This window comes from Proteus sp. G2675 (genome assembly GCF_963886535.1).
Classification (GTDB): Bacteria; Pseudomonadota; Gammaproteobacteria; order Enterobacterales; family Enterobacteriaceae; genus Proteus; species Proteus mirabilis.
Map to the genome: position 1 here is coordinate 1 of NZ_CAWPCB010000039.1, position 17,294 is coordinate 17,294.

Sequence of the window (17,294 nt, forward strand, 5' to 3'; positions counted from 1 at the left end):
GCGAAGCTCCTGATCGAAGCCCCAGTAAACGGCGGCCGTAACTATAACGGTCCTAAGGTAGCGAAATTCCTTGTCGGGTAAGTTCCGACCTGCACGAATGGCGTAATGATGGCCAGGCTGTCTCCACCCGAGACTCAGTGAAATTGAACTCGCTGTGAAGATGCAGTGTACCCGCGGCAAGACGGAAAGACCCCGTGAACCTTTACTATAGCTTGACACTGAACATTGAGCCTTGATGTGTAGGATAGGTGGGAGGCTTTGAAGTGTGGACGCCAGTCTGCATGGAGCCAACCTTGAAATACCACCCTTTAACGTTTGATGTTCTAACCTAGGCCCATAAACTGGGTCGGGGACCGTGTCTGGTGGGTAGTTTGACTGGGGCGGTCTCCTCCTAAAGAGTAACGGAGGAGCACGAAGGTTGGCTAAGCATGGTCGGACATCATGCGGTTAGTGCAAAGGCATAAGCCAGCTTGACTGCGAGAGTGACGGCTCGAGCAGGTACGAAAGTAGGTCTTAGTGATCCGGTGGTTCTGAATGGAAGGGCCATCGCTCAACGGATAAAAGGTACTCCGGGGATAACAGGCTGATACCGCCCAAGAGTTCATATCGACGGCGGTGTTTGGCACCTCGATGTCGGCTCATCACATCCTGGGGCTGAAGTAGGTCCCAAGGGTATGGCTGTTCGCCATTTAAAGTGGTACGCGAGCTGGGTTTAGAACGTCGTGAGACAGTTCGGTCCCTATCTGCCGTGGGCGTTGGAAGATTGAGAGGGGTTGCTCCTAGTACGAGAGGACCGGAGTGAACGCACCACTGGTGTTCGGGTTGTCATGCCAATGGCATTGCCCGGTAGCTAAGTGCGGAAGAGATAACCGCTGAAAGCATCTAAGCGGGAAACTTGCCTCGAGATGAGTCTTCCCTGTCGCTTTAAGCGACCTAAAGGAACGTTTAAGACTAAGACGTTGATAGGCTGGGTGTGTAAGCGTAGCGATACGTTGAGCTAACCAGTACTAATGAACCGTGAGGCTTAACCTGACAACACCGAAAGTGTTTTGTCAGAGAGACGAAACGATGAAGTCAGCTTGTTCAAGATTAAATTACTGGCGACTTACCGAAAGGAAGGAAGCGAGTAATAGACAAGAATTTGCTTGGCGGCCATAGCGCGGTGGTCCCACCTGATCCCATGCCGAACTCAGAAGTGAAACGCCGTAGCGCCGATGGTAGTGTGGGGTCTCCCCATGTGAGAGTAGGGAACTGCCAAGCATTAAATAAGACGAGAAAGCCAACCCAATGGGTTGGCTTTTTTGCGTTTGATATTTTTTATTCTCAATTTTATCCTTTAACTAAGGAAAAGAGTTATTTCAATTGCTGATAGAGTAAACTGCCAGCAGCGGCTCCTGCCACATCATAAGCAAAATCATGCCAGCTCCATCCCGTACCTTGTGGTCGACTATCATAAAGCTCTTTAGCGACGCCTAAACTTATTGAAAAGGATAAGCCAATAACTAATCCTTCTCGATAAGAATAGTTCTGATGAGCTGCGTAAGCATTAGCTCCTGCGGAGGCTACCATAGAAAATAAAAAATGCTGTGCTTTATCTTTTCCTTGCCAATTATCATTGGCAACATGAAAGGATTGACAACCATTTAACGTGACGAGTGAAAGTAAAACTATCAGATAGAAGCCATTACGCTTTAGTTTCATATAATATCCACGCCTTATTACTATATCTTGATCGTTAGATAGTTGAGCTTAAATCTTAATAAGTTGAAGTATAGTGGATTATAGCGACAAAAAAGCCTTACTTATTTTAAGTAAGGCTTATAAATAGAGCTTAGCAGTATAGTTAAATTAGAGTATACGACTAATTAGTCTATCAACACGGATACGCCGTAAGCGTTTAATTAATTTTTTCACTTTTAGAGGGTAAAATTTAATACTCTCTAATTGTTGATAGCTTTTAACAATCAGTGTTTTTTCTCTGATACAAGCTAACTCTTTATGGCGTTGTTCATGTAATTCATGATGTGGATCGTGAATTAAGATGGCATTTTCAAGATCTAATCCCCAAGCTCGAGGGTTTAGATTATTACCTGTAATTAATTGCCACTCATCATCAACCCACATGCCTTTTAAATGATAGGTATTATCACCGTCTTTCCAAAGCCTTACTGTTAATTGGTCATTATCAATAAAACGTTGAAAACGTTGGGTGAATTTACGAAGATTAATCTCATATAAATAAGGTAAAGCACCTATTATTTTAAAGGGCTCTTCTGGCGGAATATAAAAGTCATTTGCCGTTTTATCACCAATAATAATCTCAACCTGTTTACCATTTCTCAGTAAATGACTAATTTGGCGCACCAAAATAGCAGGTAAATTAAAATAAGGTGTACAAATAACCAATTTTTCTTCAGTCACGGCCATGAGGTGGGAAATAGTCTTATTCAAGATATTTTTCTTGCCTAAGCCGACCAATGGAGTCACTGTTAACTGATTATTTGAGGCATTTCCTTTAATATCGTAACCATCATGTGTGCGTAAATTAAAGCGGAATTGACGGATACAATTTTTAATTTCTGCACAACGCACTCTCTCTTCTGAATCAAGACGTTGAATAGCATCTGATTGCAAAAGGCTATCGACAATGAATTGCTTCATTGTGTTTGCGAGTTCAGCATTATGAATGATGTGATATCTGTCATAACGGTATTTATCAAGTTTATGCAAATAGACGTTATTAATACTTGCACCACTGTAAATAACCGTATCATCAAAGATAAACCCTTTTAGATGTAATACGCCTAATGCTTCACGTGTATTAACAGGAATACCATAAATAGGGACGTCAACATCAGGATGCTGTTGTGCAACTTTATGATACCAATCTGCATTTGTTGCATCAGCAGAGACACCTATACGACCGCGTTGAGCACGATGCCAATCAACAATAACGGTGATGGAAAGTTCAGGACGTTGTTGTTTTGCGGTATAAAGTGCTTCAAGGATCTCCTCGCCCGCTTCATCATGTTCTAGATAGAGTGCGGTAATAAAAATCTCGTTTTGAGCTTGCGCGATATATTTCAATAAGGTGCTGCGAAACGCGGATGTCTGATAAAGCGTTTCAACATCAGCAACTGACTGAGCTAATTTAGGCAGTTGTGCAAGGTGTTGTTGATGCTTAGCAAGTTTTAGTTTAGACAACATCACAGTGCTTATTTCTCTTGTTTATGATGACTAAAAGAGTCATCTTCTATGTAAAAAATTCTGTAACCGATCTTCTGATCATAACATTAGTTATATAGGATGTACGCATAAAATCATCTTATAGAGTGAATTTCTCTTAGGATGTGTGAATAATCACATTCAGAAATTTTCTATTCGCGATTTTATCACTATACATCACTGAGAGGATCAAGAAGCAAGTTGAGATTGACTATTCCTTCATCAAACTGTACTTCCACAGAAAACCCTAATTTTTTAGCAAGACTTATCATATTACGATTTTCAGGCATGGTAATGGCAGTTAACCGTTTGATGCCATGCGCCTTAGTATAGTTGATTAATTTCATCATTAATTGGTGACCCAGTGTATTACCTTTTAAATCAGAGCGTACCAGAATAGCAAATTCAGCCTGTTGATTATCAGGATCTGCCATAGCTCGAGCAACACCAATAATTTCTGGATCATCGTGAGGGTGGCGAATGGCGACAAAAGCCATCTCACGATCGTAATCAATTTGTGTCATATTAGCGAGATCGTCATGGGTAAATTCGCTGATCTCACTAAAATAGCGATAATAGAGATCTTCTTTGGTCACTTGATTAATAAAGGTTTTTAGTAGAGGTTCATCTTCAGGCAAAATAGGTCGAATAAAACAAGGTTTGCTATCTCTTAAAAAGAAAGTTTCTTCTAATTCATTGGGATACGGGCGAATAGAAAGTTTTTGATGAGGATCGCCTTCGATTGGTGACAGCTCCATAGCCACGTCTAACAAAGTGAAATCATTACCCGATACTAACAACGGATGTATGTCGAGCCTGACAATTTGTGGACAATCTAATAGTAAGTGTGAAACTTGCACCAAAAAATGGCTTAAGCTTAGGATATTCAGTGGTTGTAATGCACTTCTAGGTTGGAGCTTGCCACTTTTTATTGCATTAATGACCAGATAACGAGCTAGCGCCATATTAAGTGGTGGCAAAGCAACGGCAGCTTTTGTTTCGATTTGCCACTCAACGCCTCCTTCTCCTAATAGAATTAGTGGGCCAAAGATGGGGTCTTGTTCAATCGCAACACGTAGCTCTTGGGAGCCTGCACGGTTTGCCATACTTTGTACTAATAGTCCTTGAATTTTCGCTTGTGGGTAAAGCTCGCTTACCCGCTCGATAATGGCATGTGCAGCCGATTCAACTTCATTGCTGTCTCTTAAATATAACATAACCCCCTGAACTTCCGATTTATGAGGTATATCAGGAGAGCGTAATTTTAGCGCGACCGGATAGCCTATTTTTTCTGCAATACTGACCGCTTCTTGTGCATTATGAGCAATCCAAGTCGGTAAAGTATTAAAGCCATAGGCTTCCATAATGGGCTGGACTTGGTGTGTATCAAGGCGATACTGTTTTTTGTCGAGAGCGTCTTCAATACAGCGATGGGCTTGCTGGGTGTTCATTTTTATTTCTAAAGGTAATGCCGGCGTTTCCTTTAGTTGTTTTTGGTTTCGGCGGTACTCCACCATATGCATAAAAGCGGTAATTGCGCCTTCAGGAGTGCGATAAGTGGGAATACCCGCTTCACTAAATAATTTACGTGATTGTTGAGATGAATATTCGCCTCCCCAATTAGTAAATAGAGTGAGCCATTTTCTTCTGGGGTGCTTATTAATTGCTTCAATAACTTTTTGTGCTGTTTCAATACTTGGTGCAATAGCACTTGGTGTATGAATTAAGAGTAATGCATCATGATCATGGCTATCTAATAGACAATTCACTGCCCTAATATAGCGCTCTACCGTGGTATCATCACCTAAATTAAGCGGATTACGAATAGCAGATGTGTCTTGCACAATGGCTTGCAATTGTTGCTGAGTATCAGCAGATAATTGTGCTAATTTGCCTGACTGTAAAAATAATTCATCTACGGCCATTGCCGCAGGAGCGGAACCATTGCTGATGATCATCAGTTTCTCGCCTTTTAATGGCGTCATATAACTGAGGGTTTCAACCGCTGAAAACATCTCATGAGTATCTTGTACGCGTAACAGTCCTGCGCGTTGGAAGGCTGCATCATAAGCTACATCATAACTTGGCGTATCGCCTAAGAGTAATTGGGCTTTTTGTGTTCGACCACTTTTTATAACTAGTATTGGCTTATTGCGTGATGCACTACGTGAGGCAGACATAAAGCGCCTTGCATCATGAATATGCTCTAAATGCAGTAATATTGCACTGGTTTTACTATCTCTTGCTAGAAAATCCAGTAAATCATCAACTTGGATATCTTGGTTATCACCTAATGCAATAAAATAGGAAAAGCCAATATTGCGGTAATACGCCCAATCTAGGATGGTGTTAGCTACTGCTGCTGATTGTGAGATAAATGCCAATTTGCCTTTTTTTACAGGAAGGGGTGAAAAGCTGGCATTTAAGCCTTGCCAAGGGGCTAATAAACCTAAACTATTTGGACCTAACAAGCGAATATGGTATTGCTGGCAGAGTGTCTTAATAGCTTGAAATTGTTCTGATTGTGCTGAAAGAACAATCACGGCTTTACAGCCTGATTGACCTAATTGCTCAAGAAGTTCAAGATTGCGGCGATGATGAGTACAGATAATTGCCAAGTCTGGTACTTGGGGGAGTTTATCAATAGAAGGATAAGTAAAAACACCAGAAACAGAATTGCGAGTCGGATTGACTGGAAAGACTGGCCCATTAAACCCACCACTGAGTAAGTTTTTCATCATTGTGGTGCCTGCTCTGCCTACTTTGTCAGAGGCGCCAATCACCGCAATTGATTTAGGACGTAATAGTGCTTCAAGGCCTCGCTGGCTCATATCAACTCCTAAGTTTATGATAAACTGTATTCAATGTAGCTGATTTACTCTTCTTTTGCCTGACGTCTGTCTGGTTTTCCAATTAAATATTGTTGACGAAAGTAACTAAAATGAGAAAAAAGCTGTTGTGACGCTAAATCATCGCCGACATTGGCTAAAATAGAAGCGGCAACTTCAGCGGTACAATGTTGCTCTTCTCTTGCTGCTTGACGGAGCATGTAGTCACATTTACTGGCTTCATTAATTGAAAACAGTGGTAATGCATCAAGGTAGGGGCTTTTACGAAACATTTTTCTCGCCTCTGTCCAAGTGCCGTCTAGTAAGATAAATAGCGGTGGCTTACTGTTTGCAGGTAACTGGTGATAAACTTTTCGCGAAGGAGAAGCATAGCTGTCTGGGAAGACGACATAAGCTTGTCGATGCGGATCATTAATTGCATCAAGTAAGGCTTTTTCAGGCTCGGTACGTGACCATAAAAAGGCAAGTGTATCGGGTAAAACATCGGCAATTAATTTTCCTGTATTACTTGGTTTCATCACTTCTGTATCGTACATCATTAAACAAAAACGGCTTTTCGCGGTTTGATGAATGATGGTGTCACACAGACACTGTTTTTCAGGTAATAAACAAAAAGTGCATCGTTTAACACGAAAGCCTCTGGCTTTATATGGGCGTGTAGAGATAGAAACTCGATATTGACGAAGTCGAGAAACCGCATTGTCATGCATAACAGAAAGACCACAATCATAAATAAAGGAATGAATATTACCATGATTCCCAAAGGTCTACTATCAGTTGTTTTTTATGAAAGTTTATTTACCGTATAGTGGTAGGATTATTATTATTTAATAAATTTTGGTGACTTATGAAGGTAACACAAATCCTTTTTTGTAATAATGAAAATAGTATTACAGATAATGAAATAAAAAACCTATTTAATATCTTTGATACTCAGGTCATTAATAATAGTAGAGTGGATGTTAATCTTGAGACTGCCAAAAATCAAATAAATAAACTCGCTGATGCAGTTAGGAATGGAAGCTCAATAGATTTAGATTATTTAGTAAATATCATGTTTCATGATGATATAAAAATAAGCTTATATGCAACTAATCAGCTCTACTTAATTTATCCAAAATTAAACAACTCGATAAGAGAAGATATTAAAGAATTAGTCAAATTACTCTATGAAATAAAAATAAAAGAGGATCAAGAGTATTTTAAAGAACGACCTTTATTAAGTGCAATGGCTTGTGAGGAAGCGATTGCTAGACAAAAGGGAAAAGGGGAGAATGTTTTTATCTTAGCGGTTGATAATTATTTAAATATAAAATGTAATGATAGCGTATTGGCCAATAGTAATGAAAGCGTAAGTAATAATAATCGATATATATCTTCATCTGAATTAGAGTCTTGGGCGTCATTTCAACCCTATCAGTGTGATATTGGTTCCTATGAATCAATACTTAAAAAAATAGAAAATAGCAAAGGATCCGCGGAGTTAAAAAATTATGTGGTTTTAGTCAATAATAACCATTGGGTTGCGTTATTGACTTATAAAGATAGCTGTTTTTTATGTGATTCATTGCCCTCAAGCAAAAAAGATGAACGTCATAACTTATTAATTGAACTAGAAAAAAAAGGATTTAATACTATCAATATAGAATATAATCTACAAGAAAATGTACCTAATGGATGTGGTCTTTTGGCGCTTAATTATATTGATAGTTTACATAATGAATGGAATAAATTTAATCATGAAAAAGAAGATGATTTAATATCCACAATAGAAACAGTATTACAAAAAACAGGAAAAGACTTTCTAAACCTAAGTTGTGGTGAGCAAACCACATTTAATCATGATGTTAGGAAAAAATTGATTATGGATACACTTTTTTGTATTGTTAAATCTAATGATGAATAGCTCCATTAGTTATTGATATAAAAGCTATTTTTTATTAATAAAAAGCTAAATCTAATTTTATTTTTAAAGAGAGTGTTTTTTGATATAGGTTTATCTCTTACTCTGCGTGATTCTCTCGGTGACAGTTGCTAAACTATCATGTAATCTGCGCCCCTATTGCAGTTGGAGAGACTAATGAACGATTCTTATGAAGGTAAAAACGGCAAAGTAAAAGTGATGTATGTCCGCAGTGAGGACAGTGCCGATAATAAACCTAAAAAACCATCCCGCCGCCCTAATAATGCTCGTGGTGATACTGACCGTAGTCATCGTCGTGATGATAAACGCGGTGATAACAAATTTTCTCGTCGTGATGAACGTGGTGCAGGTAAGTCTTCAGGACGTAATCCATCACGCAGTGGATCAAGCTCCTTACGTGATAACGATAGTGAAGGTGGTAATTATTCTCCATGGAAAACGATTTCTCGTCCGGGAGATGAGCCATTAAAAGAGCATGATGGAATTACTGGTAAAAGCCAAATAGATCCCGAACAGCTTCGCCGTCAGCGTTTAGAAGAGACGCGTATCTATGGTGAAAATGCTTGTCAGGCTATGTTTAAAAACCGTCCAGAAGCCATTGTTCGAGCTTGGTTCTTACAAGAAGTAACACCTCGTTTTCGTGAAGCGTTAAAATGGATGGCGGCAAATCGTAAAGCTTACCATGTTGTTGAAGAAGAAGAGATGGTTAAAGCGGCGCGTACTGATCATCATGGTGGCGTTTGTTTCTTAATCAAAAAACGTGTTGGTCATGATGCACAAACCTATTTAAAAGATGCACCAACAAAAGATTGTGTCTTAGCGCTTGAAGATGTGGGTAATCCACATAATGTCGGTGCTATTATGCGTAGCTGTGCTCATTTTGGTGTGAAAGGTGTCATTTCTCCCGACTCATCAGTGTTAGAATCTGGTGCAGCAGTGCGTACCGCAGAAGGTGGTGCCGAGTATATTCAAGGAATTGATGCTGATAATTTTGCTCAGACATTAGAGCAGTTTAAACAGGCTGGCTATACCTTAGTGACAACCTCAAGTCACAAAGGAAGTGTGCCGCTAGCAAAAGCTCAATTACCTGAAAAAATGGTATTAATCTTAGGTCAAGAGAAGGATGGCTTAAGTGATAGCACGTTAAAACAAGGGGATATGAGCATTTACATTGGTGGTACAGGCCATATTGAAAGCTTAAATGTCTCTGTGGCTTCTGGCGTGTTATTGGCTGAATGGTGGCGTCAACATCACGGCTAATTATTTAATTGTTAGATGATTTAAAAATCCCGCTGAATAATGAACTGCAGTCAGTTCACCATGTTCAGCGGGATTTTTCTTTAATTAACTAATCAATTCATTAATGGTTATTTACCCGGTGAGAATGGCGGTTTAGCAAACCAAACAACCACCAGCATTAAAATGAATATTCCTGCCGCTAGCCAGAAAATTTCATTCGCTGAAATAATCAGACCTTGTTCAGTGATTGTTTTAGCTAAATAAGCGGAGGTTTGTTCATCAGAAAGCCCCAATTCTCTCATCTGTTGAAAAGCCAATTGTGCATCGGGATCGAGTGGATTAATTTTTTCAACAAAGGTTTCATGATGTAATGACTCCCTTTGTGTCCAAATGGTTGTCGTTAATGATGCGCCAATTGCACCCGCTAAGGTTCTTAAAAAATTAGATAAACTGGATGCCGAGGCCATTTTCTCCGGAGGTAATCCCGATAAAGTCATCGTGGTTAATGGCATAAAGAAACATGCTACACCTAAACCTTGCCAGAATTGTGGCCAAGCAACTGTGGCAAAATCCATTCCGGGTTCAAAAGTATAAGCTCGCCAATAAAAACATACCGCAAACATAATAAAGCTAAAGCTAATGATATAGCGTAAGTCGACTTTTCCACCAAATTTTCCGATGATTGGTGTAATGATCAGCGGTAATAAACCAACAGAGGCTGCAGCTAAACCCGCCCATGTTGCGGTATAACCAAAGACTTCTTGCAACAGGAGAGGGAGTAACACAATAGTACCGAAATAGATCATATAAGCGAGACTAAGGGTTAAACAGCCAATAGTGAAATTGCGACTTTTAAACAGAGAAAGATCAATAACAGGGTGTTCGTCAGTTAACTCCCACACAATTAAGAAACTTAACGCCACTACAGCAATAATAGTAAGTACAATAATTTCAGTTGAATTAAACCAATCCAGCTCTTTACCTTGATCAAGCATGATCTGTAGTGCACCAACACCGACAACCAATAGTACGAGACCAATGGTATCTATTGGTTTAATTTCCGTTTTGGTTTCGCGACCCGCTAATGTATTTGAGATGCACATAATAATTAACACACCAAAAGGTACGTTAATAAAGAAGATCCATCCCCAATGGTAATTATCACTGATATAGCCACCTAAAATAGGGCCTAAAATAGGTGCAACGACAATGGTAACCGACCATAACGCTAATGCCATATTGCGTTTTGCTGGTGGATAGTTATTCAATAGCAAACTTTGTGATAACGGAATTAAGGGGCCTGCGACTAAACCTTGAAGTACACGGAAAAAGATCAGCATTTCTAAACTTTGAGAAATACCACACAGCCATGATGTTAAGGCAAATAGTGCTGTTGACCACATAAAGAGGCGTACTTCACCAATACGTTTTGCCAGCCAGCCAGTAATAGGAATTGAGATAGCATTTGCAACACCAAATGAGGTAATAACCCAAGTGCCTTGAGAATTTGATGCACCTAAGTTACCCGCTATTGTCGGGATGGCTACGTTAGCGATTGTTGAATCGAGAACTTGCATAAAAGTGGCCAGCGCAAGTGCGATGGTCATTATAGCAAGTTTTCCTCCTTGTAAGGGTTCTTTAATCACCTTTACACCTCGCTTTATCATCCTGCATTTTGTTCAATGATTTCATTAATCAATGAATTGATTTCTGACATATCAATAGTGAGTGCATCAGTATGATAAGCCGGTGCTTGACGTTCGCTCTGTGATAATACTTTTCCATCAAGATTAACGGTATCCACAGTCACTTCAGTGGATAAACCGATACGTAGCGGTTTTTCTGCAACTTCTTTTTCATCAAGGGAAATACGTACCGGCAAGCGCTGAACTACTTTTATCCAGTTACCACTGGCATTTTGTGCCGGTAATAGTGAGAATGCACTGCCTGTTCCCATATCTAATCCCTGTACACGACCATGGTAAATAACTTTTTTACCATAAAAATCAGTAGTTATTTTCGCGGGCTGTCCGATACGCATATTGGCCAGTTGCGTCTCTTTAAAGTTAGCGTCTATCCACATACCTGTGACAGGTACGACGGCCATTAACGGTTTACCCGGTGCAACTTGTGCACCAACTTGAACGCTACGACGTGAGACATAACCTTCAGCAGGACTTAGTATTTTTGTTCGTTGTAAAGCTAGCCATGCATTACGCACTTCTGTTGCAGCTTGTAATACAGACGGTTGTTGTGCAATAGGCGTGGTTAAGATAATGGCTTGATTAGCATTATATTGCTCTTTTGCTACATCTAATGCCGCTTTTGCCGTGGCAACAGCTTCTCTTGCATGTTGGAGTTCTTCTTTTCCAATGACATTTCGCTCGCCTAATACTTCTCTACGACGCAGATCATTTTGCAATTTTGCCAATTCAGTTTCACGTAAAACAATATTCGCTTTTAATTGACGACCATTGATGATTTGCTGATGCATTTGACGGACACTATTGGCTAAAGCGGTTTTTGCTTTATCTAATGCAAGTATTTCATCGCTATCATCTAATTGGACTAGAGGTTCACCTGCTTTTACGTAGTCTGTATTGTCCACATAGACAGTCGTTACCGAGCCTGAAATTTGTGGCATAACCATAATTTGATTGCCTGTAACGTAGGCATTATCTGTGGTTTCATGATGTCTAAGAACCATAAACCAGTAAGCGGTATAAGCGAGCCCCGCGAGAATAAAGATAAAAGTCAGTAGCAATAAAACATTTCGGCGAGTTCGTTTTTTATTGCGAATGGGAGCCTGAGGTGGATTTTTTTCCTCATTTACACTCATTTAGAAGATCTCCATAAACCAGAAAAAAGCATTATATATGTTTCCAGAATAAAATCCGGAAACATATATATTGGGCTTATATTAGAATAATAATTAGCACGAAAGGCCAATTATAAATGTGAATGAATATATTTGTTTATCAATTCATGTTGTAAATGAGGCTGGCGGTATTTGGTCAGGATATCGCAATGCCTCTTGCTCTTAGGCTACGTTTACTAGATGTAATGGTATCTAGTAAACGGAGTCTACTTTCGCACAAATGAGTGGCGAGTAGTTCTACGGCTTTGTCCGTATCTCTCGAACGAAGTGCGACAAATATTTCACGATGCTCATCCCACGCTGGATTAGACGGCGCTCTATCAAGCCATCGTGCTCGCGAAAGCCTACGTAGGGCATCATTTATCCCTTCAATAATAAATGCGTTATTACAAAGGCGTGCCAACTCTCTATGGAATCGTGTTCCAGCATTTTCCATGCTCTCTTCTGGTGAATCTACCGTGGTTTCTTTAAGCAGGCGTTCCAAATTGTTCAACTGTTCTTCGGTGATCTGGCTGACTGAAAGTTTTAATGCTGCTACCTCCAGTATTTCTCGGTAAATACATAATTGTTCGATTTCATCGGCATCGATTGGTGCCACTAACCAACGTATACCATCACGACATATAAGTCCCTCTGATTCCAACTTTTGTAATGCGGCTCGAACGGGAGTTCTCGATGCGTTAAATTTCGCTTCAGCCCAGCGTTCAGTTAACCGTTCTCCTGGGCCTAGTTCCATGTTGAGTATCAGTTTTCTTAATTGTTTTTCAACCTCTAATACTTGGCTCATAACGGCAATACTCTCCTAAAAATTGACAGTAAAATAAATTATCTATATGGTATACCAACTTGGTATACCAGAAAAGAATATTTCTATGACTCAATTATATAACAGCTTTTGGCGTCGAAATCTGCTCGTTTGCTTTATTGGTTCTTTTTCAACTGTTTTTGCAATGACCTTGATGTTACCGTTCCTCCCCCTATATGTTGAAGAGCTTGGTGTTCAAGGTCACGCCGCCATTGTCCAATGGTCTGGCGTGGCATTCAGTGCAACGTTTATCACTGCTGGCTTAATTGCTCCAGTATGGGGAAAGCTCGGTGACAAATATGGACGTAAATCGATGCTCGTAAGAGCCAGTCTTGGTATGGCGGTGACCGTCTCACTTATGGGAATGGTAACAAATATTTGGCAACTTGTCGGTCTAAGGCTATTAGTTGGTTTGGCGGGGGGATACTCATCTGGAGCAACTATTCTTATTGCAGTACAAGCTCCAAGAGAGCGTGTTGCTTGGGCGTTGGGCATTGTTTCATGTGGTGTAATGGCGGGTAATCTTATTGGCCCTCTAGCTGGAGGGTGGTTACCTGACTTGTTCGGTATTCGAAACACGTTTTTCTGTGCCGGTGCACTGATCTTTTTATCTTTTATCATGACCCTTACGCTTATCCGTGAAGATACGCCGAAATACATAAATACTACGACAAAAATGCAAGTGAGTTGGTCGCAGTTACCAGCACGATTTGTGATAGTTAGCATGCTTTGCACGGGGTTGTTGCTGATGCTGGCCAATATGTCGATAGAACCTATTATTACAGTCTATGTGCGTACACTCGTTAATGATCCTGCTCAGATAACTAGGGTTGCAGGTTATGTCATGGCCGCTGCTGCCTTAGGTAGTATTATTTCAGCCTCTTGGCTTGGGAAATTAGCAGATAGGATAGGGCATTTGCGTATTATCACGCTGGCACTAGCTATAGCCGGTTTATTGCTGATCCCTCAGGCCTTTGTTACCTCTGGTTGGCAACTTATTATTTTACGTTTTCTTATGGGATTAGCATTGGGGGGATTGTTGCCTTGTATTGCGGCAGTAATACGTCATCACGTTCCAGAAGGAATGATAGGCAGTATCCTTGGCTATTCGGTCGCAGCCCAGTTTGCAGGTCAGTTCATCGGCCCGTTAATAGGTGGCGTTATTGGTGGTCATATAGGTATGCGCGCAGTTTTTCTGGCAACTAGTGTTGTCTTATTGTTGGGAGCCGCTTGGAATTTTAAATTACATCGTAATTCAGTTATACGCTGATGAACTTCGTTCTTCTTCACCTGTATATTTCGGAGATTTTATGACAACACAATTCAACAATAACAATAATAATATCGATAAAAATAGTGCTCTGCTGGTAATGGATTTTCAGACGACCATTCTTAATAATTTCCTTCCACAAGATCGTGCTGAAGATGTTATTCGTAATACATCATCATTAATTTCCGCTACGCGTGCAGCAGGCATACCGATTATCTATGTTAGTGTTGAGTTTCGTGAGGGGTATCCTGAGGTTAGTGAAAACAACATAATTTTCTCATCGATTAAAGACAATGGAATATTAATCACCAATAGTGAAAGTTCCGCTATTCATGATGATATTTTTCCGCAGGAAAATGAAATCGTTATTATTAAACGTAGAGTGGGGGCTTTTTCATTTACTGAGCTTGAGATGGTTCTTCGTACACAAGGTATTGAAACCTTGATCCTTGCAGGAGTCACGACGAGTGGCGTGATCTTATCTACAGTTAGTCAGGCATTTGACCTAGATTATCGTCTAGTGATTGCAAGTGATTGTTGTGCTGATCCTGATCATGACACACATGTTTTTTTACTCGAGAAAATCTTGTCTCAACATGCTGTTGTAACCAGTTCATCTGAAATATCAAAATATTGGGTATAAATAGCCTAAGTAGCCAATGTTACATAGATCTTGTCGGTAGTATGATAGATTAAATATCAGACATACATGATTGAGTGCAAGGGCTGGGGAATATTGGCTTTTGGCACAGAGCGACCTGTCAGATTTATGTTAGCTCTGTGCCATAGCTAGTCAGGTCAAATCTGAGCTAATACAGATTAGATCAATAAGTTTATTGATGGTGATGGTTATTCCTGCTGATTATCCGCTAATGTATCAAGTTGTAGTAATAATTTACGCATTAGGGTTTCCAGTTGTTTTTGTTCACCTTCATCTAATACCGACCAAATTTTCTTTAAACATTCGTGCTGTGGTGGTAATAAGCTATTTAAAAACTCTTCTCCAGCATCAGTTAAATGAAGATGTAGACAGCGACGGTCATTATGACTTTCACGACGCTCAATCCATCCTTGTTTTTCTAATTCATCTGCAATACGAGTGGCATTTGTTCTTGATGAGCCTAACGCCGCACTCAATTCTGATGGTTGAATACTACGATTTTCCGTTGTATCTAAAATCATAAGTGCCATAAATAATGTCTCGTTAATGCCCTGAGACTTTAACATATTATTACGACTTTCAAGAAGTTTGCTCTGGACGTGCATAGACAGGCGAGTTAACAAAATTTCTTGGTAAGGAATATCTTTGTTAAGCGATTTCTGTTGTGTAGCGCGAGTGTTTAGTAGTTCTTCTGTTGGCGTAAATGAGCTTTCCATTTTTAGACACCTTGTTAGTTTCGATAATTAGGATAACGTTGTTATCAACATGTTAAATGGTATATTAAACACACAATTTAGCAATTTTTATTATTTATAGTCACTATGTTTTTTTGATTATGCTACCTGATTCATAAATTTTTTGAATGATAACATAAAAAAATCACTAGGTGCTTATCTATTTACAATAAGTTATAAAAATCAATTTATCCCTTATTTACTTATGAATAATAGTCTATTTAGGAAAAAATGGATCGATTTCTACGATAAAACACGTAATAAATTTATTTTACACTATAATGATTCTATTGTTAATAATACCACTTAGAAACTATGCCGTTTATGCTATATTGATATAATTGATATGTATTTCTTAATAAAGAATGAGATGATGATATACATAAATAGTAATCACGCTGTTAAAACATTTACGTTTTGTTCTGTTTAGAGGGGTATTGCTGACATAAAATACCCCTTTTGAGATAAGTTTTATTATTCAGATTGGATCACTGGATCATTTTTATAACCAAATAACCAAACCAGTAAACCTAATAAGCCAATGATTGCGCCGGCGCTGGAAACACCAATCCAGCCATATTGGTGATAAGCGTAACCCGATAATAAAGAGCCTAGGGCGCCCCCGATAAAATAGCTAGTCATATAAGCGGCAGTAAGCCGATTTCGGGCATCAGGTAAAATACGGTAGATAGTGCTTTGGTTAGTGACATGAACACCTTGAACGGCTAAATCTAATAAAACCACACCAATAATAAAACTAATCAGTCCAATCCATTGATAATAAGGGGCGATAACAATAAGTCCCCAACAAATGAAGAGAAGAATTAAACCTGAAGTAGTCGTTTTTTTACCTTTGCCTTTATCAACCCATACACCCGCTTTACCCGCCATTAGTGCTCCCGCAGCACCGACAAGTCCAAACAGGCCAATAACTGCATCGGAATAATTAAAGGGATCAGAAGCGAGTAAAAAAGCCATTGATGTCCACAGTAAACCAAAGTGGGCAAAGATAAGCGCACCAATCAGTGAGCGGGTACGTAATACTGGGGTCGTGGCAAACAATTTAAAAATAGAACCGAGCAGTTGAAAATAATTTAAATTTGTTTGGCTTTTATAGGTAGGTAAACAGCGCCATAGTGTAATAGCTAAAATAGCTAGAAAAACACTTGCTAGCCAGAAAATGCCCTGCCAATTAGTAAAGGAAGCCATCAGCCCTGACGCTGTTCTTGCCAGTAAAATACCAAGTAAAAGCCCACTCATAATAGTACCTACCGCTTTTCCTCGTTGATGAGGTGCAGCAAGTGTAGCGGCAAAAGGAACCAGAATTTGGGCGACGACCGAGAACATACCTGATAGGGCAGTACCAATTAACATAAGCCAAATATTAGGTGCCATTGCCGTAATTAATAAGCCGCTCGCTGAAATCAGCGTCATGATAACAATCAGTGAACGACGTTCAAAAATATCGCCAAGGGGAACCAATAGCATTAAACCTAAGGCATAACTTAATTGTGCTGTAGTGACAATAAAGCCAGCTAAAGTGGCAGAGATATGAAAATAATTTGCAATTGAATCAAGTAGCGGTTGTGCATAATAGTTACTTGCGACAACCATGCCAGTGGCAACGGCCATAAGTAAAATAAGGCCTTTACTAAGAGAGGTTTGTGGTGCTGTGTTTTCCATAATACTGATCACAAATTATTTGTAAG

General features: G+C 39.6%; 13 protein-coding genes and 2 rRNA genes. 6 read left to right on the forward strand and 9 right to left on the reverse strand.

Translation table 11 applies throughout. The features are described 5' to 3' along the window. Both AACQ49_RS14265 and rrf read left to right on the forward strand, forming a co-directional pair. Window positions 1-1,032 (forward strand): 23S ribosomal RNA (locus AACQ49_RS14265); the annotation flags it as partial. Window positions 1,033-1,144: 112 nt separating this feature from the next. Continuing rightward, window positions 1,145-1,260, forward strand: a 5S ribosomal RNA gene (gene rrf / locus AACQ49_RS14270). Between the two features lie 93 nt (window positions 1,261-1,353). Here the strand turns inward: rrf and AACQ49_RS14275 are convergent. The 4 genes from AACQ49_RS14275 to AACQ49_RS14290 form a co-directional block, all read right to left on the reverse strand. Then, a complete protein-coding gene (locus AACQ49_RS14275) occupies window positions 1,354-1,701 on the reverse strand; it encodes a YfiM family lipoprotein (RefSeq protein WP_004247412.1) in 348 nt (115 codons plus the stop codon). Between the two features lie 147 nt (window positions 1,702-1,848). Beyond that, window positions 1,849-3,207, reverse strand: coding sequence for a CDP-diacylglycerol--serine O-phosphatidyltransferase (pssA, locus tag AACQ49_RS14280; RefSeq protein WP_049196562.1), 1,359 nt, complete (start codon window positions 3,205-3,207; stop codon window positions 1,849-1,851). Window positions 3,208-3,395: 188 nt separating this feature from the next. Further along, a complete protein-coding gene (locus tag AACQ49_RS14285; protein ID WP_004252258.1) occupies window positions 3,396-6,056 on the reverse strand; it encodes a bifunctional acetate--CoA ligase family protein/GNAT family N-acetyltransferase in 2,661 nt (886 codons plus the stop codon). 44 nt (window positions 6,057-6,100) lie between these two features. Next, complete coding sequence (locus tag AACQ49_RS14290; RefSeq protein ID WP_004247414.1) at window positions 6,101-6,784, reverse strand: tRNA-uridine aminocarboxypropyltransferase; 684 nt, start codon at window positions 6,782-6,784, stop codon at window positions 6,101-6,103. A 137-nt stretch (window positions 6,785-6,921) separates the two neighbouring features. Between AACQ49_RS14290 and AACQ49_RS14295 the strand changes: the two genes are divergently transcribed. Then, window positions 6,922-7,980 (forward strand): hypothetical protein, encoded by a 1,059-nt coding sequence (locus AACQ49_RS14295; protein WP_161779131.1) that lies wholly within the window; start codon window positions 6,922-6,924, stop codon window positions 7,978-7,980. Between the two features lie 174 nt (window positions 7,981-8,154). Next, on the forward strand, window positions 8,155-9,258 hold the full coding sequence (locus tag AACQ49_RS14300) for a tRNA/rRNA methyltransferase (protein WP_004246089.1): 1,104 nt from the start codon (window positions 8,155-8,157) through the stop codon (window positions 9,256-9,258). A 107-nt stretch (window positions 9,259-9,365) separates the two neighbouring features. Here AACQ49_RS14300 and emrB read toward each other — a convergent pair whose 3' ends face one another. The 3 genes from emrB to AACQ49_RS14315 form a co-directional block, all read right to left on the reverse strand. Continuing rightward, on the reverse strand, window positions 9,366-10,883 hold the full coding sequence (emrB, locus tag AACQ49_RS14305) for a multidrug efflux MFS transporter permease subunit EmrB (protein ID WP_004247419.1): 1,518 nt from the start codon (window positions 10,881-10,883) through the stop codon (window positions 9,366-9,368). Between the two features lie 17 nt (window positions 10,884-10,900). Continuing rightward, entirely contained in the window at window positions 10,901-12,076 is a 1,176-nt protein-coding gene (emrA, locus tag AACQ49_RS14310; protein ID WP_004252255.1) for a multidrug efflux MFS transporter periplasmic adaptor subunit EmrA, read from the reverse strand. 175 nt (window positions 12,077-12,251) lie between these two features. Continuing rightward, entirely contained in the window at window positions 12,252-12,902 is a 651-nt protein-coding gene (locus AACQ49_RS14315; RefSeq protein WP_012367579.1) for a GntR family transcriptional regulator, read from the reverse strand. Between the two features lie 85 nt (window positions 12,903-12,987). Between AACQ49_RS14315 and AACQ49_RS14320 the strand changes: the two genes are divergently transcribed. Continuing rightward, on the forward strand, window positions 12,988-14,190 hold the full coding sequence (locus AACQ49_RS14320) for an MFS transporter (RefSeq protein ID WP_012367580.1): 1,203 nt from the start codon (window positions 12,988-12,990) through the stop codon (window positions 14,188-14,190). A gap of 40 nt (window positions 14,191-14,230) precedes the next feature. After that, window positions 14,231-14,833, forward strand: coding sequence for a cysteine hydrolase family protein (locus AACQ49_RS14325; protein WP_161779132.1), 603 nt, complete (start codon window positions 14,231-14,233; stop codon window positions 14,831-14,833). Window positions 14,834-15,039: 206 nt separating this feature from the next. On the opposite strand, the gene mprA is transcribed toward AACQ49_RS14325, so the two are convergent. Next, window positions 15,040-15,567, reverse strand: coding sequence for a transcriptional repressor MprA (gene mprA, locus AACQ49_RS14330; RefSeq protein WP_004246081.1), 528 nt, complete (start codon window positions 15,565-15,567; stop codon window positions 15,040-15,042). A 492-nt stretch (window positions 15,568-16,059) separates the two neighbouring features. Continuing rightward, a complete protein-coding gene (locus tag AACQ49_RS14335; RefSeq protein WP_004246079.1) occupies window positions 16,060-17,268 on the reverse strand; it encodes an MFS transporter in 1,209 nt (402 codons plus the stop codon). Window positions 17,269-17,294: the final 26 nt, after the last annotated feature.

Bases quoted from the DNA above. Each gene is read 5' to 3' on its own strand.
- AACQ49_RS14275 (WP_004247412.1), bottom strand. From the start codon at position 1,701: ATGAAACTAAAGCGTAATGGCTTCTATCTGATAGTTTTACTTTCACTC.
- pssA (WP_049196562.1), bottom strand. From the start codon at position 3,207: ATGTTGTCTAAACTAAAACTTGCTAAGCATCAACAACACCTTGCACAA.
- AACQ49_RS14285 (WP_004252258.1), bottom strand. From the start codon at position 6,056: ATGAGCCAGCGAGGCCTTGAAGCACTATTACGTCCTAAATCAATTGCG.
- AACQ49_RS14290 (WP_004247414.1), bottom strand. From the start codon at position 6,784: ATGCATGACAATGCGGTTTCTCGACTTCGTCAATATCGAGTTTCTATC.
- AACQ49_RS14295 (WP_161779131.1), top strand. From the start codon at position 6,922: ATGAAGGTAACACAAATCCTTTTTTGTAATAATGAAAATAGTATTACA.
- AACQ49_RS14300 (WP_004246089.1), top strand. From the start codon at position 8,155: ATGAACGATTCTTATGAAGGTAAAAACGGCAAAGTAAAAGTGATGTAT.
- emrA (WP_004252255.1), bottom strand. From the start codon at position 12,076: ATGAGTGTAAATGAGGAAAAAAATCCACCTCAGGCTCCCATTCGCAAT.
- AACQ49_RS14315 (WP_012367579.1), bottom strand. From the start codon at position 12,902: ATGAGCCAAGTATTAGAGGTTGAAAAACAATTAAGAAAACTGATACTC.
- AACQ49_RS14320 (WP_012367580.1), top strand. From the start codon at position 12,988: ATGACTCAATTATATAACAGCTTTTGGCGTCGAAATCTGCTCGTTTGC.
- AACQ49_RS14325 (WP_161779132.1), top strand. From the start codon at position 14,231: ATGACAACACAATTCAACAATAACAATAATAATATCGATAAAAATAGT.
- mprA (WP_004246081.1), bottom strand. From the start codon at position 15,567: ATGGAAAGCTCATTTACGCCAACAGAAGAACTACTAAACACTCGCGCT.
- AACQ49_RS14335 (WP_004246079.1), bottom strand. From the start codon at position 17,268: ATGGAAAACACAGCACCACAAACCTCTCTTAGTAAAGGCCTTATTTTA.